The 25,725-nt window shown below is 69.2% G+C and carries 24 protein-coding genes and 1 pseudogene; 10 read left to right on the top strand and 15 right to left on the bottom strand.

All coding sequences use genetic code 11. From position 1 onward, the window contains the following. Positions 1-10: 10 nt before the first annotated feature. Complete coding sequence (locus FB473_RS03040; protein WP_167164716.1) at positions 11-814, bottom strand: biotin--[acetyl-CoA-carboxylase] ligase; 804 nt, start codon at positions 812-814, stop codon at positions 11-13. A 147-nt stretch (positions 815-961) separates the two neighbouring features. Between FB473_RS03040 and FB473_RS03035 the strand changes: the two genes are divergently transcribed. The 4 genes from FB473_RS03035 (at position 962) to FB473_RS03020 (ending at position 4,159) form a co-directional block, all read left to right on the top strand. Further along, entirely contained in the window at positions 962-2,539 is a 1,578-nt protein-coding gene (locus FB473_RS03035) for an acyl-CoA carboxylase subunit beta (RefSeq protein ID WP_167164714.1), read from the top strand. Further along, complete coding sequence (locus tag FB473_RS03030) at positions 2,536-2,754, top strand: acyl-CoA carboxylase subunit epsilon (RefSeq protein ID WP_341770012.1); 219 nt, start codon at positions 2,536-2,538, stop codon at positions 2,752-2,754. Before FB473_RS03035 ends, FB473_RS03030 begins: the two co-directional genes overlap by 4 nt. A gap of 99 nt (positions 2,755-2,853) precedes the next feature. After that, a complete protein-coding gene (locus FB473_RS03025) occupies positions 2,854-3,501 on the top strand; it encodes a DUF937 domain-containing protein (RefSeq protein ID WP_167164712.1) in 648 nt (215 codons plus the stop codon). Positions 3,502-3,526: 25 nt separating this feature from the next. Continuing rightward, the gene (locus tag FB473_RS03020; RefSeq protein WP_208390631.1) at positions 3,527-4,159 is read left to right on the top strand and encodes a Maf family protein; all 633 of its coding nucleotides are present in this window, start codon (positions 3,527-3,529) and stop codon (positions 4,157-4,159) included. Here the strand turns inward: FB473_RS03020 and FB473_RS03015 are convergent. From FB473_RS03015 to FB473_RS03005, 3 genes are read right to left on the bottom strand one after another with little or no spacing between them, the layout of a single operon-like run. Further along, positions 4,143-4,598, bottom strand: coding sequence for a hypothetical protein (locus FB473_RS03015; RefSeq protein WP_167164708.1), 456 nt, complete (start codon positions 4,596-4,598; stop codon positions 4,143-4,145). The two genes, FB473_RS03020 and FB473_RS03015, sit on opposite strands and share 17 nt — an antisense overlap. Positions 4,599-4,631: 33 nt before the next feature. Next, entirely contained in the window at positions 4,632-5,621 is a 990-nt protein-coding gene (locus tag FB473_RS03010; protein ID WP_167164706.1) for a magnesium transporter CorA family protein, read from the bottom strand. Then, a complete protein-coding gene (locus tag FB473_RS03005; protein ID WP_167164704.1) occupies positions 5,618-6,109 on the bottom strand; it encodes an NUDIX hydrolase in 492 nt (163 codons plus the stop codon). The genes FB473_RS03010 and FB473_RS03005 overlap by 4 nt, the downstream gene beginning before the upstream one ends. 41 nt (positions 6,110-6,150) lie before the next feature. Between FB473_RS03005 and FB473_RS03000 the strand changes: the two genes are divergently transcribed. Next, positions 6,151-7,902 carry an acetyl/propionyl/methylcrotonyl-CoA carboxylase subunit alpha gene (locus FB473_RS03000; RefSeq protein WP_167164702.1) on the top strand — a complete coding sequence of 584 codons (1,752 nt, stop codon included), beginning with the start codon at positions 6,151-6,153 and terminating at the stop codon, positions 7,900-7,902. 97 nt (positions 7,903-7,999) lie between these two features. Here the strand turns inward: FB473_RS03000 and FB473_RS02995 are convergent, their stop codons facing one another. Then, positions 8,000-8,527, bottom strand: a complete 528-nt coding sequence (locus FB473_RS02995; RefSeq protein ID WP_167164700.1) for a 2'-5' RNA ligase family protein — start codon at positions 8,525-8,527, stop codon at positions 8,000-8,002. Next, complete coding sequence (locus tag FB473_RS02990; protein WP_167164698.1) at positions 8,520-8,756, bottom strand: hypothetical protein; 237 nt, start codon at positions 8,754-8,756, stop codon at positions 8,520-8,522. Before FB473_RS02990 ends, FB473_RS02995 begins: the two co-directional genes overlap by 8 nt. 57 nt (positions 8,757-8,813) lie before the next feature. Here FB473_RS02990 and FB473_RS02985 point away from each other — a divergent pair, with 57 nt between their 5' ends. Then, complete coding sequence (locus tag FB473_RS02985) at positions 8,814-9,437, top strand: GOLPH3/VPS74 family protein (protein WP_167164696.1); 624 nt, start codon at positions 8,814-8,816, stop codon at positions 9,435-9,437. Positions 9,438-9,464: 27 nt separating this feature from the next. Here the strand turns inward: FB473_RS02985 and FB473_RS02980 are convergent, their stop codons facing one another. Beyond that, positions 9,465-9,725, bottom strand: coding sequence for an HPr family phosphocarrier protein (locus tag FB473_RS02980; protein WP_167164694.1), 261 nt, complete (start codon positions 9,723-9,725; stop codon positions 9,465-9,467). 33 nt (positions 9,726-9,758) lie between these two features. Then, positions 9,759-11,807, bottom strand: coding sequence for a PTS fructose transporter subunit IIABC (locus tag FB473_RS02975; protein WP_167164692.1), 2,049 nt, complete (start codon positions 11,805-11,807; stop codon positions 9,759-9,761). Positions 11,808-12,025: 218 nt separating this feature from the next. Between FB473_RS02975 and ptsP the strand changes: the two genes are divergently transcribed. Next, positions 12,026-13,711: a phosphoenolpyruvate--protein phosphotransferase gene (ptsP, locus tag FB473_RS02970; RefSeq protein ID WP_208390411.1), complete on the top strand. Its 1,686-nt coding sequence runs from the start codon at positions 12,026-12,028 to the stop codon at positions 13,709-13,711. Here the strand turns inward: ptsP and FB473_RS02965 are convergent. The 7 genes from FB473_RS02965 to FB473_RS02935 form a co-directional block, all read right to left on the bottom strand. Further along, entirely contained in the window at positions 13,695-14,696 is a 1,002-nt protein-coding gene (locus tag FB473_RS02965; protein ID WP_167164688.1) for a dihydroorotate dehydrogenase-like protein, read from the bottom strand. The genes ptsP and FB473_RS02965 overlap by 17 nt on opposite strands. Continuing rightward, a complete protein-coding gene (nifJ, locus tag FB473_RS02960) occupies positions 14,693-18,259 on the bottom strand; it encodes a pyruvate:ferredoxin (flavodoxin) oxidoreductase (protein WP_341770011.1) in 3,567 nt (1,188 codons plus the stop codon). Before nifJ ends, FB473_RS02965 begins: the two co-directional genes overlap by 4 nt. Before the next feature lie 37 nt (positions 18,260-18,296). Further along, positions 18,297-19,538, bottom strand: coding sequence for a threonine ammonia-lyase IlvA (ilvA, locus tag FB473_RS02955; protein WP_167164687.1), 1,242 nt, complete (start codon positions 19,536-19,538; stop codon positions 18,297-18,299). A gap of 72 nt (positions 19,539-19,610) precedes the next feature. Continuing rightward, positions 19,611-20,432, bottom strand: a complete 822-nt coding sequence (locus FB473_RS02950) for a hypothetical protein (protein ID WP_167164685.1) — start codon at positions 20,430-20,432, stop codon at positions 19,611-19,613. Next, positions 20,417-21,172: an ABC transporter ATP-binding protein gene (locus FB473_RS02945; RefSeq protein WP_167164683.1), complete on the bottom strand. Its 756-nt coding sequence runs from the start codon at positions 21,170-21,172 to the stop codon at positions 20,417-20,419. Before FB473_RS02945 ends, FB473_RS02950 begins: the two co-directional genes overlap by 16 nt. Further along, positions 21,169-21,528, bottom strand: a complete 360-nt coding sequence (locus tag FB473_RS02940; RefSeq protein ID WP_167168932.1) for a GntR family transcriptional regulator — start codon at positions 21,526-21,528, stop codon at positions 21,169-21,171. Before FB473_RS02940 ends, FB473_RS02945 begins: the two co-directional genes overlap by 4 nt. Positions 21,529-21,765: 237 nt before the next feature. Continuing rightward, positions 21,766-22,719, bottom strand: coding sequence for a Sir2 family NAD-dependent protein deacetylase (locus tag FB473_RS02935; RefSeq protein ID WP_341770010.1), 954 nt, complete (start codon positions 22,717-22,719; stop codon positions 21,766-21,768). A 91-nt stretch (positions 22,720-22,810) separates the two neighbouring features. Between FB473_RS02935 and FB473_RS02930 the strand changes: the two genes are divergently transcribed. The 3 genes and pseudogenes from FB473_RS02930 to nhaA form a co-directional block, all read left to right on the top strand. Continuing rightward, positions 22,811-23,464: an RNA polymerase sigma factor gene (locus tag FB473_RS02930; protein WP_167164681.1), complete on the top strand. Its 654-nt coding sequence runs from the start codon at positions 22,811-22,813 to the stop codon at positions 23,462-23,464. Then, positions 23,461-24,375: a hypothetical protein gene (locus FB473_RS02925; protein ID WP_167164679.1), complete on the top strand. Its 915-nt coding sequence runs from the start codon at positions 23,461-23,463 to the stop codon at positions 24,373-24,375. The genes FB473_RS02930 and FB473_RS02925 overlap by 4 nt, the downstream gene beginning before the upstream one ends. A gap of 118 nt (positions 24,376-24,493) precedes the next feature. Beyond that, positions 24,494-25,687 (top strand): annotated as a pseudogene (gene nhaA, locus FB473_RS02920) (Na+/H+ antiporter NhaA); the annotation flags it as partial. Positions 25,688-25,725: the final 38 nt, after the last annotated feature.

Raw genomic sequence — 25,725 nt, 5'->3', positions numbered from 1 at the left:
GGGCCCATTGTCACCCCGCCGGCCGAAGGTGGACGACGTCACCGGCCGAGAACGACTCGACTCGTCCGTCCACGTCGACCAGGAGTTCCCCGTTCACCCCGATTCCCACGGCATGACCGTCCACGTGTGCGGGCTCCTGTGCCTGCTGATCGAGGTGGACGCGAACCTCGCGCCCGATCGTCGTGCAACCGCGGGCGTACTCGTCCGCAAGGTCGGCGCCCGCGTCCCAGCTCGCGTAGAGGTCACCGAGGCGACGCAGGATCGCTGCGATCACCTCGTCCTTGTCGGTGGTCAGGCCTGCGAGCAACAGACTGGTGGCGGTGGGGACGGGAAGCTCGGAGGCGTCCATCGTCACGTTGAGCCCCCATCCGCACACGGCGGCGTCCCCGGCCGGGGTGGCCACGTGCTCCGACAGGATGCCGCAGACCTTACGTCCGGTGATGAGCACATCGTTGGGCCACTTGAGTTCCACCCGGTCGCCGCCGCCCACGGCACGAAGACCGTCGGCCACGGCGAGGCCGACGAGCAGCGACAACCAGCCCCAGTCGACCACCGGGCGCCGGGGCCGCAGCAGCACCGACATCGACACCGAGGTGCCGGGTGGGGCCATCCAGGGGCGCTCGAACCGCCCCCGGCCCGAATCCTGGTGTTCCGAGACGAGCACCGTCCCCTCGGCCCGCCCCTCGCGCGCCCAGCCGGCCAGGTCGGCGTTGGTCGACCCGGTGGACGCCACCCACGTCACCTGCCAGCCCAGGCCTGCGTCCCCCAGCAACCGGGCGATGCGTTGTGGATCAGCGGCAGGCGACGAAGGCATGACCTCAGCCTAGAAGGCGGCGCCTGATCGCCGCACCGCCGGGACAGGCGCGGACGAAATCCGTTGTTGCGGGCGAGATTCCATCCGCAACAACAGATTCCGCCCGCAGATGCCGGGCCACCTGGCTGAGACGGCTACTCTGACCCCATGGATGGTGAGATGCACACCACCGCCGACAAGCTGGCCGACCTCGGGCGGCGCATCGACGAGGCGATCCACGCCGCGGGCAACCAGGCCGTCGAGAAGCAGCACGCGCGCGGCAAGATGACCGCCAGGGAACGCGTCATCGCCCTGCTGGACGAGGGCACCTTCACCGAGATGGACGAGTTCGCCCGCCACCGCAGCACCGCCTTCGGGCTCGACCGCAAGCGTCCCTACGGCGACGGGGTGATCATCGGCATGGGGCAGATCCACGGACGCCCGGTCTGCGTATTCAGCCAGGACGTCGGTGTGTTCGGAGGCTCGCTCGGCGAGGTCTACGGGCAGAAGATCGCCAAGATCATCGACATCGCCACCTCGACCGGCTGCCCGCTGATCGGCATCAACGAGGGCGGCGGTGCACGCATACAGGAGGGCGTCGCCTCGCTGGGCGCTTACGGGGAGATCTTCCACCGCAACGTGCTGGCCTCCGGCGTGATTCCCCAGATCAGCCTCATCATGGGTGCGGCGGCGGGCGGCCATGTGTACTCCCCCGCCCTCACCGACTTCGTGGTGATGGTCGACCAGAGCAGCCAGATGTTCATCACCGGCCCCGACGTCATCCGCGCGGTCACCGGCGAGGACGTCTCGATGGAGGTGCTCGGCGGCGGGCGCACGCACAACGTGGTGGCGGGCAACGCGCACTATCTCGCGGCGGACGAGGCCGACGCGCTCGAATACGTGCGCGAGCTCATCACCTACCTGCCCCAGAACAACCTGGAGGACGCGCCGATCTACGAGTTCGCCGACGAGGCCGACCTCGACTTCACCGACCACGATCGCCTGCTCGACTCCTTGATCCCCGACAACCCGGCACACGCCTACGACATGCGCGACGTGATCCGCACGGTGCTCGACACCGACGAGTTCTGCGAGGTCATGGAACTGTACGCACCCAACATCATCTGCGGCTTCGGGCGCATCGAGGGCCGCAGCATCGGTGTGGTCGCCAATCAGCCGATGGTGCTGGCGGGCACGCTCGACATCAAGGCCTCCGAGAAGGCCGCACGCTTCGTCCGCACCTGTGACGCGTTCAACATCCCCGTGGTCACGTTCGTCGATGTCCCCGGTTTCCTGCCCGGCGTCGCCCAGGAGCACGACGGGATCATCCGGCGGGGCGCCAAGCTCATCTACGCCTATGCGGAGGCCAGCGTCCCGCTGCTCACCGTCATCACCCGGAAGGCCTACGGCGGCGCCTACATCGTCATGGGCTCCAAACACCTGGGAGCCGACGTCAACCTCGCCTGGCCGACGGCACAGATCGCGGTCATGGGCGCCGACGGCGCGGTGAGCGTCCTGTACCGGCGCGAGCTGGCGTCCGCGGACGACCCCACCCAACTCGCCGACAGCCTCACCGACGAGTACAACCGCACCCTGGCCAACCCCTATGTGGCCGCCGAGCGGGGTTTCATCGACCAGGTGATCTACCCGCACGAGACCCGGTCGCAGATCATCCGGTTCCTGCGACTGCTGCGCACCAAACGAGAGTCGCTGCCGCCCAAGAAGCACGGGAACATCCCGCTGTGAGCACGGACGACAGCCTCGTGCGGGTCACCCGCGGAGACCCGGACGACGACGAGCTCGCGGCGCTGACCGTCGTCCTCGCGGCGATGCTGGCCGAACCGGAGCCTGCCAGGCAGAACACCGACCGGCCGATGGCCGGTGGCTGGAACTCCTACTGGCGCCGCGTGCGCGAGCCCTTCGTCCACGGGCCCGAGGCCTGGCGGGGCAGCCTGCGCTGACCCGGTGATCGGTTTCGCCGCCGGTGGGCGTCCGCATGCACTTGAATGGGAGGCATCGGCCCCTGCCGTCCGGCAGGACCATGGACCAAGGAGGCTCTCATGAGCGCGATCGACGACATCCTGGGCAAGCTGCCCGTTGACCAGCTCGCCGGCCAGCTGGGCTCCGACCCCGGCGAGGTGAGGCAAGCCGCCTCGACAGCCATCGAATCCCTGCTCGGGGGCCTGTCGCGCAACGCGTCCGATCCCCTCGGCCAGGTCTCCCTGGCCTCGGCCCTCAAGGACCACACGTCGAGCTCCCTGCTCGGCAAGCCAAGTGTCGACGTCGGCGACATCGACACCACCGACGGGGCCAAGATCGTCCAGCACGCGCTCGGGGCCGACCCGGCGCGCGCCGCCCAGGCGATCGGCGGCGGCGCCAACCAGAGTCTGATCCAGCGCCTGCTGCCCATCGTCGCCCCGCTCGTACTCGCCTATCTGGCCAGCAGGCTCGGCAACAAGCAGACCGAGTCCACGCAGGGCGGAGGCATCCTGGACGCCATCCTGGGCCGGGGCGGACAGCTCGGCAGCCAGCCCAGCGAGGACTACCAGCGTGGCTACCAGGACGGCTACAACGCGGCTCGCCAGGAGGGCCAGCAGGACCAGGGGCTGAACCTGGGCGACATCATCGGTGGGATGCTGGGTGGCGGCCAGACGCAGCAGCAGAGCACGAGCGGCCTCGGCGGCCTGCTCGGGGGGCTGTTCGGCTGACCTGTGACATGCTGGGCGCGTGACGATGCGCGTGGTCCTCGGTTCCAGTTCTCCGGCCCGGCTCCAGACCCTGCGGCAGGCGGGTCTCGACCCCGAGGTCGTCGTCCCCGATGTGGACGAGCAGTCGGTTCACCTCGCTGGTGCGCCCGAGTTGACCGCCGAACTCGCACGGATCAAGGGCGAGGCCGTGCTTCAGCAGTTGCGCCGTGACGGCCGGGCGGACGAGCCGCTCGTCTTGTTCAGCTGCGACTCGATGCTCGAGATCGAGGGACGCGTGCACGGCAAGCCCGGTACCCCCGAGGCCGCGATCGTCCGCTGGTACCGCATGCGGGGCAGGCAGGGCCTGCTGTTCACGGGGCACTACGTCGCCGTCGTACGGGGCGACGGCACGGTCGGCCATCAGGTGCGCGTCGCCCAGACCGGGGTGACCTTCGCCGACCTCACGGACGCCGAGATCGCGGCCTATGCTGCGACCGGGGAGCCGCAGCGGGTTGCGGGCGGGTTCACCATCGACGGGTTCGGCGGCCCGTTCGTCACCCGTATCTCGGGCGACCCGCACAATGTCGTGGGAATCTCGCTGCCGCTGGTGCGCCAGATGCTGCTCGACCTCGGCGTCGCCTGGCACACCCTGTGGCACAACGTCAGCCAGGCGAACTGAACGAGCCGGGGTCTCGGCGCAACGTCATGCCGGCCACGCCGCCGCCGCTGGTGTAGGCGCCCTCCCAGCCGGGAGCCGCGAACAGCAGTGATCCCGTCACGTCACCGGTGATCTCGAATCCCATGGCCGTCAGGTTCTGCCGCAGATACGCCTCGAGGATCGCGCCCTGCTCCTCGTCCACCACGAGCGTGACGACGTTCGACTGATCGATCACCTGCTCGGTCACCAGGCCTGTGGGCACGCTGAACCCGTCGGGGCCGTGCTCGATGCCCGCGTCCGCCAGCAACGTCCCACCGGCAGGAAGGCTCGCTGAGGCGACCGCCGCCGACGTCGACGGGGCGGACGACGACCCGGCACCCGACGCCGTGCCGCAACCGGCCAGCGTGCCCACCAGGACGATCAGCGCCACGGCATGGGGCCAGCGGCCGAACGATTTCATACCGGCCAGCCTATCCGCGCAGCGGAGGCGGGCCTACAGCCAGTCGTGGCGGCGGAACAGGACGAACAGCACGATGACCGACACGATGATGCCTCCGGTGGCCGCCAGCATCCCGGCGTTCACCCCGTACCCCGGGTACGGCACGTTCATGCCGAACCAGCCGGTGACCAGGGTCGGGACGGCGACGATGGCCGCCCAGGCCGACAGTTTCTTCATCACGACGTTGAGGCGCATGTCGTTCAGCGACAGGTTCGTCTCGAAGACGCTGCTCACCAGGTCACGCAGCGACTCGGTCCACTCGGCCTCGCGCAACACGTGATCGAGAATGTCCTCGTAGTAGCCGCGCAGGCCCTCGTCCCACCCCACTTCGCGGGCGTACCGGATGACGGCGTCGACCACCTCCCGGGTCGGCCTGGTGAGGCGCCTGACCTCGACCAGTTCACGACGCAGCCGGTAGGCCAGCCGTGAGATGCGCGAGGTCTGGAGGTCGTCGTCGAACAGCATGTCCTCAAGGCTCTCCATGCCGTCGTCGAGGTCCTGGATGACGTCGTAGTGCGTGTCGACCAGCTGGTCCAGCAGCGCGTGCAACAGCCCCCCGACCCCGTAGCCGACGAGCGTGGGGTCACGCGACCAGGTTTCCACGAGGGCCGCGAGATCGAAGCCGTCGCCCATACGCACGGTGATCAGGGCGTTGCGGACGACGAAGGCCGACACTCGTGAGTGGCGCACACGGCTCGCGTAACCCGAGGGCTCGGCGAGCGACAGCGCGTAGGCCTGCAGGAAGATGTGGTGGTCGTGCCGTGTCACCTTGGGGCGCTCGCCGGGATCCAGCGCGTCCTCGACGACGTGGAAGTCGAACGACAGCTCACGGGCCAGGTCGTCGACCGTCTCGTGGCTCGGGTCGTGCAGGTCGAACCAGACCAGGTTGCGCGGGTCGGCGACCAGACCGTCCAGGTCGCGGAGGGGGAAGTCCTCGTGGGTCACCTTTCCGTCGCGCCACACGCACGAGAACGTCGCGGTCATCGCGGCAGCCCCTCCAGGACGACGTCCGCGGGGTTGTCGAGCGCGATCCGGATCTGGGCGAGATCGGCCGCCCGCATGCCGCCGGGCAGATCGTCCAGCGCGAACCAGCCGACCTCGGTGGACTCGTCGTCGCCCACGTGGGCGTCGCCCGCAACCCACCTGGCCCGCACGGTCAGATTGAGATAGGTGGACACGTCCCCGTTGTCGTACCGCACCGGACCGACGACCCCGACGCTCACCAGGCGATCGACCTCGATGCGTACCCCGGTCTCCTCCAGGCACTCGCGAACGGCGGCCTGCGGCACGGTCTCGCCGGGCTCCATGATCCCCTTGACCGGCGTCCAGGTGCCGTCGTCCGAACGGCGCACCAGGAGCACCTCGGCGGGGCCGTCCCAGGGACGCAGCACGATGGCGCACACCCCTGACAGCCACAGGGGATCGTGTCCGATTCGGGAACGCAGCGCGAGGATGAACTCCGGTGTGGCCATGGGGCCAGACTACGTGCGGCCGACGTGCCTAGACTCCGGGTATGACGATCACCAAGCTGCTGGTGGCCAACCGTGGCGAGATCGCAGTCCGCATCATACGTGCGGCACGGGATTGCGGAATCCCCAGTGTCGCCGCCTATGCCGACTCTGATGCCGGATCCCTGTTCGTCGAGATGGCGGACGAGGCGTTCGCCCTCAACGGCGCCACTCCCGCCGAGACCTATCTCGACCAGGCGAAACTGCTCGACATCGCCCGCCGCGCCGGCGCGGACGCGGTGCACCCCGGCTACGGTTTCCTGTCCGAGAACGCCGACTTCGCACAGGCCGTGCTGGACGCCGGGCTGACCTGGATCGGTCCCCCACCGAGCGCCATCGACACGCTCGGCGACAAGGTGAAGGCGCGGCACATCGCCCAGCAGGTGGGTGCCCCGCTCGTACCCGGCACCCCCGACCCGGTGTCGAGCGCCGACGAGGTGATCGCGTTCGCCACCGAGCACGGCCTGCCGATCGCCATCAAGGCTGCCTACGGCGGGGGCGGTCGCGGGCTCAAGGTCGCCCACCGGACCGACGAGATCGCCGAGCTCTTCGACTCGGCCACCCGCGAGGCGCTCACGGCTTTCGGGCGCGGTGAGTGTTTCGTCGAGCGCTACCTCGACCGGCCGCGGCATGTGGAGACCCAATGCCTCGCCGACCAGCACGGACGCGTCGTCGTGGTGTCGACGCGCGACTGCTCGCTGCAACGCCGCCACCAGAAGCTCGTCGAGGAGGCGCCCGCACCGTTCCTCACCGATGCCCAGGAGACCCGGTTGCGCGAGGCGTCCCGGGCGATCCTTCAGGCCGCCGGGTACGTCGGCGCCGCGACGTGCGAGTTCCTCGTCGGTCTCGACGGCACGATCAGCTTCCTCGAGGTCAACACCCGGCTACAGGTCGAGCACCCGGTCAGCGAGGAGGTCACCGGGTGGGACCTGGTGCGCTGGCAGTTCGCGATCGCCGAGGGAGCCGACCTCCCCGACTCCGATCCCCCCGTGACCGGCCACTCGATCGAGTTCCGGATCAACGCCGAGGACGCGGGCCGCGGCTTCATGCCGGCGCCGGGAACGCTGACACGCTGGCGTCCCCCGTGCGGGCCGGGCGTGCGCATGGACGAGGGCTACCGCCGCGGCATGACCGTGCCCGGCGCGTTCGACTCGTTGCTGGGCAAGCTCATCATCACAGGAGCCGACCGGGACGAGGCCATCGCCCGTGCCCGGCGGGCCCTGGGAGAGTTTCTCGTCGAGGGCATGCCGACCGTGCTCCCCTTCCACGAACGCCTCGTCGACGAGCCCGCGTTCACGGCGCCCGACGGGGTGTTCGGCATCAACACGAACTGGATCGAGACGCAGTTCTCCGGCGGCATCGAGCCGTACTCGGGCGAACTGGGTGAGCCGGACGAGCAGGTGCCCTCGCGCACGGTCGTCGTCGAGGTGAACGGGCGGCGCGTCGAGGTGAAGGTGCCTGCGGCACTCGGCACCGGCCATGGGCCCACGAAGCCCAAGCGTCCCACGAGGCGCGCCCGCTCCAAGAGCGTCGAGGCTTCGGGCGACGACCTGGCCTCGCCCATGCAGGGCACGATCATCAAGGCGGCGGCCGCCGAGGGCGATTCGGTCGCCGAGGGCGACCTGGTCGTGGTGCTGGAGGCCATGAAGATGGAGCAGCCCATCAGCGCACATCGCAGCGGCATCGTCCGCGACCTCGTGCCCGTGGGCACCGCGGTCGCCAGCGGAGAGGTGGTCTGCCGCATCGTCGACGCGTAAGCGCGTGACTGAACTTCCCCGACCGACCTGTAGCTGCGTCCCCACTAGGGAATATACGTGGGTGGTCCGCCGCGCGGCACCTGTCGGGGAAGTTCAGTCACGCCTCTCGCCCGCCGAAGGGCCAGGAGTCGATCAGGTGGCAGTCGCCAGCCTCGTACCAGACCAGTTCGAGGCCGACGGCCCGGCAGGCCACGGGGATCGAGCTCCCGAGCAGTACGCGCGTCGAGCCGACGTCGACGCCCGGTCCGATTCGATCGAGCGTCAGATGCGGGTCGGGATCGGGAGCCCCGTTGGGGATCACCCGGGGATGAGCCCGCCAGGCGGCCGCCGTCAGCGCGCGGAACGGCTCGTCCGGCTCGGGGGGCAGGTGGATGCATCCGTCGGGGAACACCGCGATCCGCTCCAGGCGGTAGTCGAAAGGCCGGGTCGCCGCGGCGAGCCGGGCGCAGGCCTTCGCGTCCCACGACCGCAAGGGTGCCAGCACGGTGATGTGCGCATGGTGGAAGCGCGGATCACCACTGACGAACCCCGCGTCGTAGTGTCGCGTGCGCGCGACGATCCAGTCCTCGAGCTCGGGAACAGCCACCTGCAGGACGGCGTGACCATGCCAGTCCGCCTCACTCATGCGGGTGCTCGTCGTCCTCGGGCTTCGTGCGAACCGGCCGGGGTGAGCCCCAGTGGATGTCGGGGGCGAACCATGTCGGTTTGGTGCCCAGGATGCGCGAGATCTCGTCGCCCGGCTCGGAGGGTTCGTCCTCTGGCGGCTCGCTCGCGTGGAGCATCTGTTCACGGCGCCACCGCCCGAGACCGATGACGCCGATCAACAGGACGACGAGAAAGACGGCGACTCCCATGGTTCGATTGTGCCCCGCTCCGGCAGGTGGTGCGCCCGCGATCGCTAGGCTGCGGCCATGGGAACCTCCGGCACCCTGAACCTGGCCCACAACGTTGTGCTCCTGACTCTCGATCCCGACTCCGGCGCGCGCCGGCGGCGGGGCCTGGCGGCCTTCGCAGCGGCAGGCGCGCTGCTGGTCGACCTCGAGACGGCCGGTCGCATCGCTCTGCGTGACCGCCGCGTGTACGTGGTCGACGCGACCCCCACCGGCGACGCCTCCCTGGACATCACCCTGGCGCTCATGGCGGCGAGCGAGCCTCGCACGCCCGCCCGCTGGATCACCCGGTTACGTGAACGCGGCCGTCTGGCCACCCGCCTGCTGGACGAGCTGGTCGCCGCTGGGACGATCGCGCGGTCGCCCCGGCGCATGCTCAGAGCCTCGCGCTACCCGGTGCGGGACCGTCTGCTGCTGAGCAGGATCCGGGATTCGGCCCGCAAGGGCCTGACGACCCCCGCGACCGCCCCCGTGGAATCCGCCGCGCTGGGCGGGTTCATGTACTCGATGCAGCTGGGTGCCGCCGTGGCGCCGCACACCCGGCTCGGCGAGCGCATGGCCGCCCAGCGCACCCTGCGCAGGCGCATCTGGCAGGTGGACGCGGTCGCACGCGTCATCGCGGCTGCCCAGGCCAGCTCGGCCTAGGCTCGACGCCACGGTGAACGCGAACCGCTAGCTCGCGTCGAGGTCCTGCTGGATGAGTCCGGCGATCCGGTCGACGGCGGCCGGGTCGTCGGACTCCACGGTGACCTCGGTGCCCTTCGACGCACCGAGAGTCATGATGAGCAGCGCGGACGCCGCGTCCACCGGATCCCCGCCGGCCACGCTCAACGTGACCTCGTCACTGTACTGACCGGCTGCCTCGGCGATGACCGACGCAGGCCGGGCATGCAGCCCCACAGCGGACCCGACGATGACGATCTTGCTGGCCATTGCTCCTCCTATGAGTGGGCTCGTGGGCACACACTATCCCGTGACCGCGACGGTCGCGGGCTCGGACTTCCGGGTGCCGAGGCTCTTCGCCAGGATCACCGCGGCGGCAGCGACGACGACGCCCAGCACGAGCGACAACACGAAGCCCGGCACGTTCTGGATCGCGAAGAGCACGAAGATGCCGCCGTGAGGGGCTCGGCTGCCGACCTCGAGGGCCATGCAGAGCCCACCGGTGACCGCCCCGCCGAGCATCATGGACGGGATGACGCGCAGCGGGTCTGCGGCCGCGAAGGGAATCGCACCCTCGGAGATGAACGACAGGCCCAGCAGCCAGGCAGCGCGTCCGTTCTCGACCTCGGGGGCGGTGAACAGCTTCTTGCGGACGGTCGTGGCGAGCGCGAGAGCCAGCGGGGGCACCATGCCTGCCGCCATGACCGCGGCCATGACGTGGAAGGACGCCTCGGTGTTGGCCGACAGTCCCGTGGTCGCGAACAGGTAGGCGGCCTTGTTGACCGGGCCGCCGAGGTCGAAGCACATCATGAGGCCGAGGACGACGCCGAGGACGACCGCTGATCCGCCCGACATGCTGTTCAGGCCGTTGGTCAGCCCGGTGGTGATCGCGGCGAGCGGCTTGCCGAGCAACACGTACATCAGGCCACCGGTGATCAGCGTTGCCAGAAGCGGGATGATCACCACCGGCATCAGGCCCGTGAGCCACCGTGGGGTCTTGAACGACCCGATCCAGGACGCCACCAGACCGGCGATGAGGCCGGTGACCAGGCCGCCGATGAACCCTGCCCCCAGCGCGACGGAGATGGCTCCGCCGACGAACCCGGGGGCTATGCCGGGACGACCGGCCAGCGCGTAGGCGATGTACCCGGACAGCGCCGGGACGAGGAACCCGAACGCGTGACTGCCGATCGCGTAGAGGATGGCACCGAGGTAGACGATGCCCGCCGACCACCCCTGGGCGAGCGCGAGGTCGGCCGTCGTGCCGTAGGTGGCGCAGGTGCCGGTGTCCACGCCCGAGGCCCAGGCGGGCAGGCTCGAGCAGTCGGGCGCCAGCGCGATGTCGTACCCACCGAACAGGAAGCCGAGGGCGATCAGCAGACCGCCCGCCGCGACGAACGGGATCATGTACGACACGCCGGTCATGAGCGCCTGCTGGATGCGCTTGCCCCAGCCGATGGTCGAGCCTTCTCCCGGCGTCTCCGCGGCGGCGCCGGCGGTGCCCGCGACCCGGCGCGCGTGGGGGTTCTTCGCCGCCGCGAGCGCCTCGTCGAGCATGGTGCCGGGCTCGCTGATCGCGCGTTTGACGCCGGACTCGATGACCGGCAGGCCGGCGAAGCGTTCGCGATCCTTGACCCCGACGTCGGTGGCAAAGATCGCGGCCTGTGCGTGGGCGATCACGTCGGTGGGCAATGGCTCCACGGCGCCGGACCCCTGGGTCTCGACGCGTACCTCGATGCCCTTCTCACGAGCGGCGTTGACGAGCGAGTCGGCTGCCATGTAGGTGTGCGCGATGCCGGTCGGGCAGGCCGTGACCGCGACGACGAGGGGCTTGTCGGCCTCGTCCGGGGTCGCGGCAGCCGGTGTCGCGGCGGGGGCGGGGCTCTGCGCCGGCGCGGGGGCCGGCTCGACGACCTCCCCGACCAGTTCGACGATCTCCTCGGGCGAGCTCGCCGCCCGCAACGACGCCAGGAAATCCTTGCGGACGAGGGCCCGCGCCAGCCGCGTGAGCAGGACCAGGTGGTCCGCATCGCCGTCGGCCGCTGCGGCGATCAGGAACACGAGGTCTGCGGGACCGTCCTTGGCCCCGAAGTCCACCGCGGGGTCGAGGCGGGCGAAAGCGAGCGAGGCGGTGGTGACGGCCTCCGAACGGCAGTGCGGGATCGCGAACCCGCCCGGCAGACCGGTGGCGGCTTTCTCCTCCCGTTCCATCGCGGAGGCGGTCAGACCGGCGGCATCGGCGCGCCCGGCGTCGGCGACGAGCCCGGCGAGCGATGCGATCACCTCGGCTTTCGTAGCGCCGAGGTCTTTGTCGAGAACCACCAGCGATGTGGTTATCAGCGGTTCGGACATCTGTCGACTCCTTGTCAGTCGCGGTCCCGGGGCACACTCCCGAACTCCGGGGCACGAGCATCGGGCCCCGCTGTCCGACGTATCACCAGAAACCAACACAATCAAATGTTGTTATGAGTTGTTTTACACCCGTTTATATTGACTTCGCAAGCCCCCGTGTGAGATGTTGGAGCGACACAACAGCCGAGACCCGGCTGCACCTCGATGCGGAGGCACAGATGACCGCGGAGTCGCACACAGTACAGGGCACAGGCGTGGTGAGCGGATATGCCTTCGGACAAGCCGCATGGACGAGGCCTCGCCCGGTCATCCCGGAACCCGCGGCGGGTCGCGTCGTCCTCCCGGAGGAGCAGGACGCCGAGATCGAGCGATTCACCCGCGCCGCGAACGACGTCGCCGACCGCTATGCCCAACTGGCGTCCAACTCCAGCGGGGTCGCCTCCGAGGTGCTGAGCGCCACGGCGACCCTCGCCCGCGACCGCGGCTGGCTACGAGCCGCCACCAAGCTCATCAAGGCCGGCCGCTCGGCCGAAGCCGCCGCGGACGCCGCGACCAAGCAGTTCGCCGACCTGTTCACGGGGATGGGCGGGTTGATGGCCCAGCGTGTCACCGACCTGCACGACATCCGCGACCGCGTGATCGCCGCGCTCACCGATCAGCCCGAGCCCGGCGTGCCCAGGCCCGACACACCGATCGTCCTGCTCGCCGACGACCTCGCGCCCGCCGACACCGCCGCCCTTGATCCGGCCGTGGTCCTCGCGCTGGTCACCCGGCTCGGCGGGCCCACCAGCCACACCGCCATCATCGCCCGCCAACTGGGGTTGCCCTGTGTGGTGGCCGCCCACGACCTGGCCTCCATTCCCGAGGGCACGCAGGTGCTCGTGGACGGGACGCTCGGCACCGTGCAGACAGGGGTGTCGTCCGAACGGGCCGAGGGCATCATCGAGACGGACCGCCGACGCCGCGAGGCCGTACGGGCGTGGCGCGCCCCGGGGCGCACCGCCGACGGCACCGAGGTGCAACTGCTGGCGAACGTGCAGGACGGTGCGACCGCCCGGAAGGCGGTCGAGGGCCAGGCCGACGGGGTCGGCCTCTTCCGCACCGAGCTGTGCTTCCTGTCCGCGCAGACCGAGCCGTCCGTGGACGAGCAGGCCCGCATCTACGGCGAGGTGTTCGCGGCGTTTCCCGGCCGCAAGGTGGTCGTCCGCACCCTGGACGCCGGTTCGGACAAGCCGGTTCCGTTCGCGAACCACGAGGACGAGAACAACCCCGCGCTCGGGGTGCGAGGCATACGCCTCAACTGGACGAACCCCGGGCTGCTGGACCGGCAACTCGACGCCATCGCCGAGGCCGCACGGCAGGCGGGCGTCGCGACCCCCTGGGTGATGGCGCCCATGGTGGCCACGATCGACGAGGCCTACGAGTTCGCGGGCGCCTGCCGCGGCAGGGGGCTGAAGCCCGGGATCATGGTCGAGGTGCCCTCGGTGGCAGTGATGGCTGACGAGTTCATCGCCGAGGTCGACTTCTTCTCGATCGGCACCAACGATCTCACCCAGTACGTCATGGCGGCCGACCGGCTGTCGTCCCCGCTCGCCGCTCTGACCACCCCGTGGCAGCCCGCTGTCCTGCGCATGGTCTCCATGGCCGCCGAGGCCGGACGTCGTGCCGGGAAGCCCGTCGGGGTCTGCGGCGAGGCCGCGGCCGATCCGCTGCTCGCCTGCGTCCTCGCCGGGCTGGGCATCACCTCACTGTCGATGGCGGAGGCGGCCATCCCGGCCGTGGGCGTCCAGCTCGCGTCCGTGACCATGGACCGGTGCCGGGACGCGGCCCGGCAGGTGCTCGCCGCGCGCAACGCACCGGATGCCAAGCGGCTTGCGGCAAGCCTGCTCACAGCCTCGAGGTGATCACCTTGATGTACTGGGCGCGCTCGAACTCGCCCGGGTCATCCACGTTGGCCGCGCTCATCGAACTGGTGAGCTGACGAACCGACTCGTACTCGTGCTCGGTCAGCCAGTTCGTCAGCTCCCCCACCATCGTCCGGATGTGCTGGGGGCTCTGGCGCACCACCGCCGAGGCCGTGTACGCCACATCGGCGCCCACGAGCAGGGCCTTCACCGCGTCCAACCCGCTGTGAACCCCTGAGGTCGCCGCCAGCGACAGGCCCGGGCGCTGCGCCCGCAGGATGCCGATCCACCGGAGCGGATACCGCAACTCGTCGGAGCTGGACAACGACAGGAGGCTGCGCAGGCTGAGTGAGTCGAGGTCGACCTCGGCACCGTAGAAACGGTTGAACAGCACCAGCCCGTCGGCGCCCGCGTCCTGCGCCCGCTTGGCGAAATTGGACAGGCCGGTGATGTGCTGTGACAGCTTGACCGCGAGAGGCACCTCGATGTGATGCCGGACCGCGTCGATGATCGTCAGATAGCGGTCCTCGGCCTGCGCCGAGGACTCGTCGGGATCGGCGTTGACCGAGTACAGGTTGAGCTCGATCGCGTTCGCCCCGGCGTCGGCGAGCAGACGCGCATAGCGCGCCCAGTCCCCGGGCCTGGTGCCGTTGACACTCGCGATGACAGGGATGCCCAGCGCGTCGCGGGCCTGGCTGACGAGCCTCACGAAGCGGCTGGGGCCGATGTCGTCGGCCGGCACCTCGGGCAGCGGTGCCGAGGCGTATTCGGCGAAGTCGTCACCGGTCTCCTGCAGGTCGCTGGCCTCCAGTTCCTCGGCCTCGACCTCCTCCTGGAACAAGCTGGGCAGGACGACGGCCGCGGCCCCGGCCCGTTCGAGTTCCTGCAGGGTCTCGATGCGCCCTGTGAGGGGGCTCGACGACGCGACGATGGGCCCGCTCAGTTCCAGGCCCAGATACGTGGTCGACAGATCGGGGACGCTCACTTCTCCTCCTCATCCTTGGCACTGGGCAGGACGCGTTGCACGCCGGCCACCTGGCTGTAGTAGCGCCAGCGTTCGTCGGCGTCCTGTTGGGCCAGCGAGAACAATCTGGCCGCACGCTCCGGGTCGGAGCGTCTGAGCATGGCGTAGCGCGCCTCCCCGGTCATGAAGTCGCTCACCGAGCCCACCGGCGCCTTCGAGTCGAGGTGCAGCGGCGTGCTGGCCTCGTCGGCACTCGGGCGGAACCGGTACAGCGGCCAGTACCCGGTGGCCACCGCGTCGGCCTGGTGGGTCATCGACGTCTCCATGTCGATGCCGTGCGCGATGCAGGTGGCGTACGCGATGACGATGCTCGGCCCGTCCCACGCCTGCGCCTCTAGCAGGGCCCGCACGGTCTGCTGCTGGTTGGCACCCATCGACACCTGGGCCACATAGACATCGCCGTAGGCCTGCGCGATCATGCCGAGGTCCTTCTTCGGCGAGCCCTTGCCCGCGGTCGCGAACTTCGCCGACGCGCCGCGCGGCGTCGCCTTGGACGCCTGGCCACCGGTGTTGGAGTAGACCTCGGTGTCGAGGACGAGCACGTTGACGTTGCGTCCCGAGGCGAGCACGTGGTCGAGGCCGCCGTAGCCGATGTCGTAGGCCCAGCCGTCCCCGCCGACGATCCACACCGACTTGTCGACCAGCTCGTCGGCGAGCGACTCGAGCCGCCGGGCCCTGGTGTCGTCGATGCCCGCCAGCGCCTCCTCCAGTTCCACGACCCGCAGGCGCTGGGCGGCGAGGCCCTCCTCGGACGATTGATCGGCCTCCAGCAGCCCTGTGACCAGCGAAGGAGCCAGCCTGTCGCGGAGTTCGTCGACCAGCCTGCGGGCGTGGGCGTTCTGCTTCTCCCAGGCGAGCCTGATACCGAGCCCGAACTCGGCGTTGTCCTCGAACAGCGAGTTGCTCCATGCCGGGCCCCGGCCGTCCGGGTTGGTGGTGAACGGGCTGGTGGGAAGGTTGCCGCCGTAGATGGACGAGCACCCCGTGGCGTTCGCGACGATGAGCCGGTCGCCGAACAGCTGGGTGAGGGTGCGCACGTAGGGCGTCTCGCCGCAGCCCGAGCAGGCCAACGAGAACTCGAAGAGGGGCTGGAGCTGTGCGGCGCCCTTCACCTGGTCGATGCGCACCTTCGTCCGGTCGACCTCGGGCAGGCCGAGGAAGTGATCGAAGTTGCGGCGCTCGACGTCGAGGTGATCGACGCGCGTTTCGAGGTTGATCGCCTTGTGCTTGACCTCGGTCTTCGAGCGGGCCGGGCAGACGTCGACGCAGACCCCGCAGCCCGTGCAATCGTCGGGGGCGACCTGGACGATCAGCCGGTGCCCGGCCAGCGAACGGTCACGGTAGGGCTTCGACGCGAAGCCCTCCGGCGCGTCCGCCAGCAGTTCCTCGGGGGCGACCTTGATGCGGATCGCCGCATGCGGGCAGACGATCGCGCACTTGCCGCAGTCGATGCACAGACTCGGGTCCCAGATCGGGATCTGTTCGGCTATACCGCGCTTCTCGTACTTCGAGGTGCCGCTGGGCCAGGTGCCGTCCACGGGCAGTGCGCTGACGGGCAACAGGTCGCCCTCCCCGCGCAGCATGACCGAGGTGACGCGCGAGACGAAGTCCGGTGCGGTCGCGGGCAACGGCGGCATCCGGTGGACGAGCCCCGTGGCGTCGTCCGGCACCTCCAAGTGCCTCAGGGCTGCCAGGGCACCGTCGATCGCCGCGAAGTTGCGCTCGACGATCGTCCGCCCACGCCTGCCGTAGGTGTGCTCTACCGACTTCTTTATCCGCGCGACGGCGTCGTCCCTTGCCACCACCCCCGACAGGTAGAAGAAGCACGGCTGCATCACGGTGTTGATCCGCTTGCCGAGGCCCGCCTCGTGGGCCACCGCGGCCGCGTCGATCACCCACACCTGGAGCCCGCGGTCGATGACGAGCCGCTGCACCTCGGCCGGGATCCGATCCCAGGTCTCCTCGCCGTACGGGGAGTTGATGAGGACGGTGGCGCCCCGCTTGGCGAGGTCGAGGGTGCGCATCTGCCCGAGCAACTCGAACTGGTGCACGGCCACGAAGTCGGCCTCGTCGATCAGGTACGCCGAGTCGATCGGATGGTCGCCGAACCGCAGGTGGCTGACGGTGGTGGCTCCCGACTTGCGCGAGTCGTAGACGAAGTAGCCCTGCGCGTACCGACCCTCGTCGGCACCGATGATCTTGACGGTGTTCTTCGCGGCGCCGACCGTGCCGTCGGAGCCGAGCCCGAAGAAGACCGCGGTGAGCGCGTCGCTGCCGATCGCGAAGTCGTCCGGCACCGGCAACGACAGGTGCGTGACGTCGTCGTTGATGCCCACCGTGAACCGGGGCCTGGGCTCGTCACGTGCCAGTTCGGCGAAGACCGCCGCGGCCATCGCCGGGGTGTACTCCTTGGACGACAGCCCGTAGCGCCCACCGGTCACCCGGGGCATCCCGCGGCCGAAGTGGCCCGCATGCTCGGCAGCCGCGATCACGACGTCGCCGAACAGGGGCTCGCCCGCGCTGCCGGGCTCCTTGGTGCGGTCGAGCACGGCGATACGTCGCACGGACGCCGGCAGCGCTTCGATGAGCCGCGCCGCCGGGAAGGGCCGGAACAGCCGCAGCGTCGCCGCGCCGACCTTCTCACCCCGGGCGACCAGGGCATCGACCGCCTGGCAGGTGGTGCCCCATGCCGACCCGAGCACGATCACGACGCGCTCGGCGTCGGGGGCACCGTGGTACTCGACGAGAGAATACCGGCGGCCGGTGCGCTCGAAGAGCTCGTCGAAGACCTCGTCCACAACGCCGGGAACAGCGTCGTAGAACACGTTGGACGCCTCGCGCGCCTGGAAGTAGACGTCGGGGTTCTGCGCGGTGCCCCTGATCGACGGGGCATCCGGAGTGAGCCCGCGCTCCTGGTGCGCGAGCACGTCGGAGTCCTTGACGAGCGCGTGCAGGTCGTCGTCGGTGAGCAGCTGGATCTTGTTGACCTCGTGGCTGGTGCGGAACCCGTCGAAGAAGTGCAGGAACGGCACCCGGCTGCGCAGGGTGGCGCTGTGGGCGACCAGGGCGAAGTCGTGGGCCTCCTGCACGCTGGACGACGCCAGCATCGCCCAGCCGGTCATCCGGCAGGCCATGACGTCCGAATGGTCACCGAAGATGCTCAGCGCATGCGTGGCGACCGATCGCGCGGCGACATGGATGACCGCCGGGGTGAGTTCACCGGCAATCTTGTACATGTTGGGGATCATCAGCAACAGGCCCTGTGAAGCGGTGAACGTCGTCCCGAGCGTCCCTTTGGTCACCGCTCCGTGCAACGCACCCGCGGCCCCGGCCTCGGACTGCATCTCGACGACCTCGGGCACCTCGCCCCAGATGTTGGTGCGTCCGGCAGCACTCCAGGCGTCCGACGACTCGGCCATCGCCGAACTCGGCGTGATCGGGTAGATCGCTATGACCTCCGACAGGCTGTGGGCCACGCGGGCCGCCGCCTCGTTCCCATCCATCGTCGCCCACTGGTGTTCCACGCCCCAAGAGTCGCACACCTGAGCGAAAATGGTCACTTCATACCACGTAACGGTAGAAGGGGCTGTTCGGGTCGATGGGCTCGATCTGCAGCGGGGACGCCTCCATGCGCGCGAGCAGTGCCGGCAGGTCGTCGGGGTGACCCAGCTCGATGCCGACCAGCGCCGGACCGGTCTCACGATTGTTGCGCTTCACGTACTCGAACATCGTGATGTCGTCGTCGGGGCCGAGGATGTCGTTGAGGAAGCGCCGGAACGCGCCGGGCTCCTGCGGGAACGCGACCAGGAAGTAGTGCTTGCGTCCCTCGAAGACCAGCGACCGCTCGATGATCTCCGAATACCGCGAGACGTCGTTGTTGCCGCCCGAGACGATCGCCACGACCAGGTCGCCCGCGCCGACCCGCACCTGGGAGCGCAGCGCGGACGAGGCCAGCGCGCCCGCCGGTTCGGCGATCACCCCGTCCACCTGGTAGAGGTCGAGCATCTCGGTGCAGATCTGCCCCTCGGGAACCGTGGCCCAGTCGCAACCGATCCGCTGGATGATCGGGAACGTCAGCGACCCGGCGGTGCGCACGGCCACCCCGTCGGCGAAGGTGTCGAACTCATCCAGCGGCACGGGCTGCCCCGCGGCCAGGGCGGCCTGCATGCTCGCGGCACCCGCCGGCTCCACCCCCACCACACGGGTCTGCGGATACCGTTCGGCCATCCAGGTCAGGCAGCCGGCGAGCAGCCCGCCGCCACCCACCGGAACCAGCAGCACGTCCGGCGCCCGGCCCAACTGGTCGACGATCTCGGCCGCGACGGTTCCCTGACCGGCGATCGTCCGCAGGTCGTCGAACGCCGGCACCGGCACCGCTCCCGTGCGCTCCGCCTCGCGGTGGGACGCCGTCGCCGCCTCGTCGTAGGTGTTGCCGACGAAGACCAGCTCGACCCATTCGCCGCCGAGCGCCCGCATGCGGTCGCGCTTCTGGCGCGGGGTGGTCGTCGGGCAGAAGATGCGTCCCCGGATGCCCAGGTGCGCACACGCGTAGGCGACGCCCTGACCGTGGTTGCCGGCCGAGGCACAGACCACCCCGGCGGCACGCTCCGCGTCCGACAGATGGCTCATCAGGTGGTACGCACCGCGCAGCTTGTACGAACGGACCGGCTGCAGGTCCTCCCGTTTGAGCAGGACGCTGGCGCCGACCAGGGCGCTGAGCCGTTCGTTGGTGACAAGGTCGGTTCGCCGGGCCACCCCGGCGAGAGTGGCGGCGGCTGCCTCCACGTCGGCTGCGCTGATCATGCGCTCATTGTGCCGCAGACCGCACGACGCATGCCTTTCGCTCTTCCCGGGCGCGGCGCGCCGGGAACTCGCTCAGCGCAGCGAGATCTTGGAGCTCCAGGAGATCGCGGTGCGCCACACCAGCGCGACGGGAATGATCAGCAGCGGTGGGATCAGGCCCAGCGGTAGGCCATTGGGGTCCTGCCCCTCGGCCATCAGCCGCAGGAGGCTCTCCCGGATGACGCGCACCTGCCCGTTCTCGACCTGCACCACCAAGGGCACGGCGAACATCCCGATGAGGTACACGACCTGCGCCACCATGTAGAGCGCCGCGTAGGTGATCACCGGGCCACCGGCCCCCATCCGGCCGAACCGCCCCTCGAGCCCGAACGACACCGCGAAGAAGAACTGGACCAGGTACAGCGCGGGCTGCAGCACGACCAGGGCGACGGCGGCGACCGCCAGCCCGGTGCCCAGGGCCCCGGTGAGCGCCGACCACATATCGGTGACGGTTCCCCACGCATCGGCGGCGTCCAGGCCCCGTGTGGGTGCGGTCATCACGACGGCCGCGGCCCCCAGCGCACCGGCCCACAGGAACGCCACGATCGCCACGAGGCTGCCCCAGGCCATCTTCACGGCATAGATCGTCGAGCCCTTGATCGGCAGGGTCTGGGTGAAGTAACCGGTCTTCGCATACGACGACCTCCAGTAGTCCGTGACCATGAGGGCCTGCGTTCCCAGGACGAGACCGACGATCGCCACCACCATGACCAGGAGGCTCACCTGGTTGAGTACGGGCACCGAGAACCACGTGGCCAGCCCTGCGAGTCCCACCACGCCCGTCACGCCGCCGAAGACGACCGCGAGCATGTTGCGGGTGCGCTTCCATTCGTGCTTGATCAGTGTGCCGACCATGAGTAGACCTCCCGGAAGAGTGCGTCGATGCTGCAGTGGTGCTCGGCGCGCAGGTCGTCGACCTGCCCGGCGAGCAGGACGCGTCCATGACGCATCATCACGATCGAATCGAGGATCGGTTCGAGGTCGTGGATCAGGTGAGTGGAGATCAGCACCAGCGAGTCCTCGGTGATACCGCGGACGATGCCGTCCAGGATCACCTGGCGGGCCGCCGGATCGACTCCGCTGATCGGCTCGTCCAGCAGGAAGACCCGGGCGTCACGGCCCATCGCGAGCGCGATCTGCACCTTCTCGCGCATCCCCTTGCTCAACTCGCGCAGTCTCCGGTCGGTGCTCAGGCCGAAGAAGTCGATGAGTTCGCGGGCCCGCGGCTCGTTGAAGTCGGCGAAGAAGTCGCCGAACAACTCGACACAGTCGCTGATGCGGTCGTCGTCGTTCAGGAAGCCGGCGTCCGGGAGAAACGAGACGTGCGCCTTCGAAGCCGGCCCGGGACGATGCCCCGCGATCCACACCTCCCCCTTGTGGTCGGCCATCACCCCGGCCAGGATCTTCAGCAGGGTCGTCTTGCCGCAGCCGTTCTCGCCGAGCAGGCCGACGACCTGGCCGGGGGCCAGGGCGAGGTCGAGCCCGTCGAGGGCGCGGATCGAGCCGTAGTTCTTGGTCAGCCCGCTGACCCGGACGGCGGGACCGGGCCGCGCCTCCGGTTGCCCTTGAGCGGGCTGGACGATTGGCGTGGTCATGCGGAGGTCCACCTTTCCTCGAGGAGGTTCTGGGCCTGGGCCAGCGTCAGGCCGACGCCGCGTCCGGCGTGGACGAAGGCATCGGCCGCCTGGGCAGCCATGTCCCGGCGCAGATCGTCGATCAACGCGGGATCTGCGGTGACGAACCGGCCGCTGGTGCGCTCGGAACGGCACAACCCGTCGCGTTCCAGTTCGGCCAGCGCGCGCTGGACGGTGTTCGGGTTCACCCCGAGATCGACCGCGAGCTCCCGGACGCCGGCGATCCGGGAGTCCTGTGCCCACTCGCCGGCGGCGATGCGTCGGCGGAACTCGGCCACCAGCTGAAGCCAGATCGGCACCGATGCGTCGAAGTCCATCACCCTGCCCGCCCCGTATTGCTGTACTAAGTGCTTAATACAGTAGCAGTTACCTCGGCGCGGCAACCCCACAGGTGACGAGTCATCGTGAGCCGGCGTGACTCAGTTCCTCGAAATTCGCCGCGCGCCGCACTCGTCCAGACATCTTTCCTTGTCAGAGCACCCTATCGAGATACGTGCGACAGATTTGAAGGAACTGTGTCACGCCCGGCCGAGTAGAGGTGGCCGGCCCGGCCCTCAGGCGACGCCGGACAGCGCCGTCAGCACGTCGGCGACCGAGTCGTCCAGCCGCACGGTGGCGAGATCGTCCGCACGCGTCGCCCCATGATTGACGATCACGACGGGCCGTCCACGCTTGGCGATGTGCCGCACGAAACGCAACCCCGACATCACCGTCAGGCTCGATCCGGCCACCACAAGGGCATCAGCGGCATCACACCAGCTCATGGCGGCTGTGACCCGATGCTTGGGCACCGTCTCGCCGAAGAAGACCACGTCGGGCTTCAACACTCCCCCACACACCTCGCAGTCGGGGACGACGAACTGCTGCCAGTCGGTGACCTCGGCGTCCGCGTCGGGACGAAGCTCGGCGTGCCCGAGGAACTCGGCGAGCGGAACCTCCGGGTTGGCCTCCGCGAGCCTGGTCTGCAGAGCAGTCCGCGAGAAAAGTCGCCCGCAGCTCAGGCAGACGACATCGGCCGACCGGCCGTGCAGCGTGATGAGGCGCCGGGTGCCGGCCTCCTCGTGCAACCCGTCGACGTTCTGGGTGATCACCCCAGTGAGCGCCGTGGGTATACCGAGACGCTCCCAGGCGGCCACCGCGAGATGCCCCGCGTTCGGTTCGGCGCGATGCAGATGCGCCCAGCCCTGGTAGTTGCGCGCCCAGTACCGCTTGCGGGCCATCGGATCGCCGACGAACTCCGAATACAGCATGGGGGTGGCGCGCACCGCCGACGGGCCGCGGTAGTCGGGAACCCCCGAGTCGGTCGACATGCCCGCACCCGTCAGCAACACCGCCGTGCCGGCCCGTTCCAGGACGCGCCGGGCGTCGTCCACGGTGCCCTTCACATGGGTGCTGGGCTGCCACTGGCTCGTCGCGCGGTGGCTGGAGTGGCGCGGGTTCGATGGCGTGGCCCCCTGCGAGACAGGTTCACCGGGAAGGGAGGGATGAGGGCTGACTGTGGTCGGCACGGCTTCCAGATTATGCTGACCTCACGCCGAAGCGCTTGATTGTCTTGAGCTCACCCGTGAACCACACTGAGGTCGAACGCGAAACAGGGGTATGACCAACCCGTACCGAGATATCCCGGAAGCGAGCGACGCGGCCGTCATCCGGGACTCACTGGACGACCCCGAGCAATTCGCGATCATCTTCGAGCGCCACTCGTCGGTCGTCCATGGCTACCTGGGCAGGCGTGCGGGATCTGTGGCCGACGATCTGTTGGGCGAGGTCTTCCTGATTGCCTTCCGCAAGCGGCACACCTTCGACCCGGACGCGAGTTCCGCACGCCCATGGCTGTTCGGAATCGCCTCCAACCTTCTCGCGCGCCGCGCCCGTGCCGAGACCGCGCGATACCGAGCACTGGCTCGCCTCGCCGTCGTTTCCGCTGACGACGTCGACGCTCTGGAACGATCGGACGCCCGGATCGATGCGAGTGCGGCACGCCGAGCTATCGCGACCGGGTTGGCCGATCTGCATTCACGCGATCGTGACGTGCTGCTGATGACAGCGTGGGCGGACATGTCCTACGCCGATATCGCCGAGGCTCTCGACATTCCCCTCGGCACCGTCCGCTCACGACTTCATCGTGCCCGTACCCTCATGCGAAGCCACCTGTCCGGCATCGTGATTTCCGGTGCCATGCCAACGGACGAACCATCACCCCTCGCCCCGAGCCGGGGGCTGATCCCTTTTGCCACAAAGGACGAATCATGATCGACGACGTCGAGATACTCCGCGAATACGGCCCACAAGGCCCCGCCCTCACCAAGTCAGTCGAGGATGCAGCCCTGTCGGCACTGCTCGACGAGATGCGGCAACCGGGAGCATCCCAGGCATCGGCCAGACGGCGGCCGGCCTGGCGTGTCGCCCTGCCGATGCTGGCCTTCCTGACCGTGATCACCTGCGTACTGGCGACTTTCCAGATGGGTACGAGCATCCCCGCCACCGCAGCCCCGCTGATACAGGCTGAAGCTCCGACATTCCCGCTCACAATCGAAGCCCTGCCAGCCGAGTTTCCGAACCCGACGTTCAACAAGGACAGTGACTGGGAGGCTGTCTTCTACCGGGCCGAGGGCCGCGACCTCGCACTCTTCGTGGCTACTACGGCCGAGCCACTTATCGACGCGCGTACCGTCACCGTCGGCGACCGCGACTTCGTGATCGGCCAGAACAGCTACGACCAGGTACCGGTAGTGCGTTGGACGTTGTCCACCGGGAAGATCGCGAGCCTCAACGGCCGCGAAGGATTTGGCCCCGACGAGTTGTTGCCGATCGCAGCCTCCACCAGCGAGAACCCCGTCGCGATCAGTCCCGCGCTGACTGTTCTGCCCGAGGGCTGGCAGCCAATCACCTGGAAGACCGACGTCACCACCTACGCCGCCAGCAGTGGCGAAGAACTCACGGTCATGGCCGAGACATCCGAACTGGACGCCCCGAGCTTCAGCGATGTCGTGGAGACCACGGTGCAGGGAAATCCTGCCGAGTTGGGTCGCAGCGCGATGGGGAGCGGTGCCTGGACCATCGCGGGGACGACATCGAACGGGAAGGGATTCACCATTCTGGCCGACCAGGGTTTCGAAGCGAACCGATTGGTCGAGATCGCGCAAAGCGTCCAGATCTCCTGACCAGGACGTGAGAATTAGGCGTCACGCCAACCGTCCCCTAGAGTGTCTGCCCACAAGCAGTGTGGTGGGCTGGGAAGTCTGGTCAGCACGCGGCGGGGTCGCCGCGTTCATCTCGTCGATGTTGGAGACCAGTATGGCTGCTACCGCCCGCACAAGCCCCCTCGAATTCCTGCGCACCGACAGGGTGGACGGCGCCCTCCTGCTCCTCGCCACCGCACTGGCCCTGATCTGCGCGAACTCTCCCCTTTCCGAGGCCTACCTCGGCGTTCGGGGGCATCACCTCGGCGGCACCGTCGCGGGGCTCGATCTCGACCTGTCCATCGGCCATTGGGCGGCGGACGGCCTGCTCGCGGTCTTCTTCTTCCTTGCGGGGCTGGAACTGAAGCAGGAGTTCGTCGCCGGCGACCTGCGCCACCCGGGCAGGGCCGTCGTCCCGGTCGCCGCAGCTTTCGGCGGGGTGACAGTGCCCGCGATCATCTTCGCGCTGACCAACCTCGCCGATCCGGACGCGTTGCGGGGCTGGGCGATCCCGACGGCCACGGACATCGCCTTCGCGCTGGCCGTGCTCGCGGTCATCGGCTCGCACCTGCCGGGCGCGATGCGCACGTTCCTGCTCACGCTGGCGATCGTGGACGACCTCATCGCCATCGCGATCATCGCCGTCTTCTACACCTCGGACCTCGATGTCGGCCACCTGCTGGCCACCGTGGTCCCCGTCGTGGTGTACGGGATCGTGGTCACCGTGTTCGAACGGTTCTTCCGCCGGCACCGCTGGGCCCCCTGGGCGGTGCTCCTGCCCATCGGGGTCGTGGCCTGGGCGCTGCTGCTCAACTCGGGCGTCCACGCCACGATCGCCGGGGTCGCGCTGGCCTTCACCGTGCCCGTCCACCCGCGAGGACGCGACAGCCGCGAGGACGGCCTCGCGCATCTGCTGGAGCACCACCTGCGCCCGCTGTCGTCCGGGGTGTGCGTGCCGCTCTTCGCGTTCTTCTCGGCCGGGGTCGCGATCGGCGGCTGGTCAGGGCTGACGTCCACCCTGGGCTCGCCCATCGCCCTCGGGATCGTCGCGGGGCTCGTCGTGGGCAAGCTGATCGGCATCACCGGCACGACCTTCCTCGTCACGAGGTTCCGGGGCGTGCACATCGACCCGCAACTCGCATGGGTCGACATCGCCGGGCTCGGCGCGGTCGGGGGCATCGGCTTCACGGTCTCGCTGCTCGTGTCCGAACTGAGCTTCGGCCAGGGCAGCCCGACCGACGACGCCGGCAAGGTGGGAATCCTCACCGCGTCCCTACTGGCCGCGGTGGTCTCGTCCGCGATCCTGGTGCCCCGTGACCGCCACTATCACCA

It is taken from the genome of Brooklawnia cerclae (genome assembly GCF_011758645.1).
In the GTDB taxonomy this organism is placed as follows: domain Bacteria; phylum Actinomycetota; class Actinomycetes; order Propionibacteriales; family Propionibacteriaceae; genus Brooklawnia; species Brooklawnia cerclae.
Note: the sequence above shows the minus strand (reverse complement) of the source record. Positions and strands in the feature narration are given on the sequence as shown.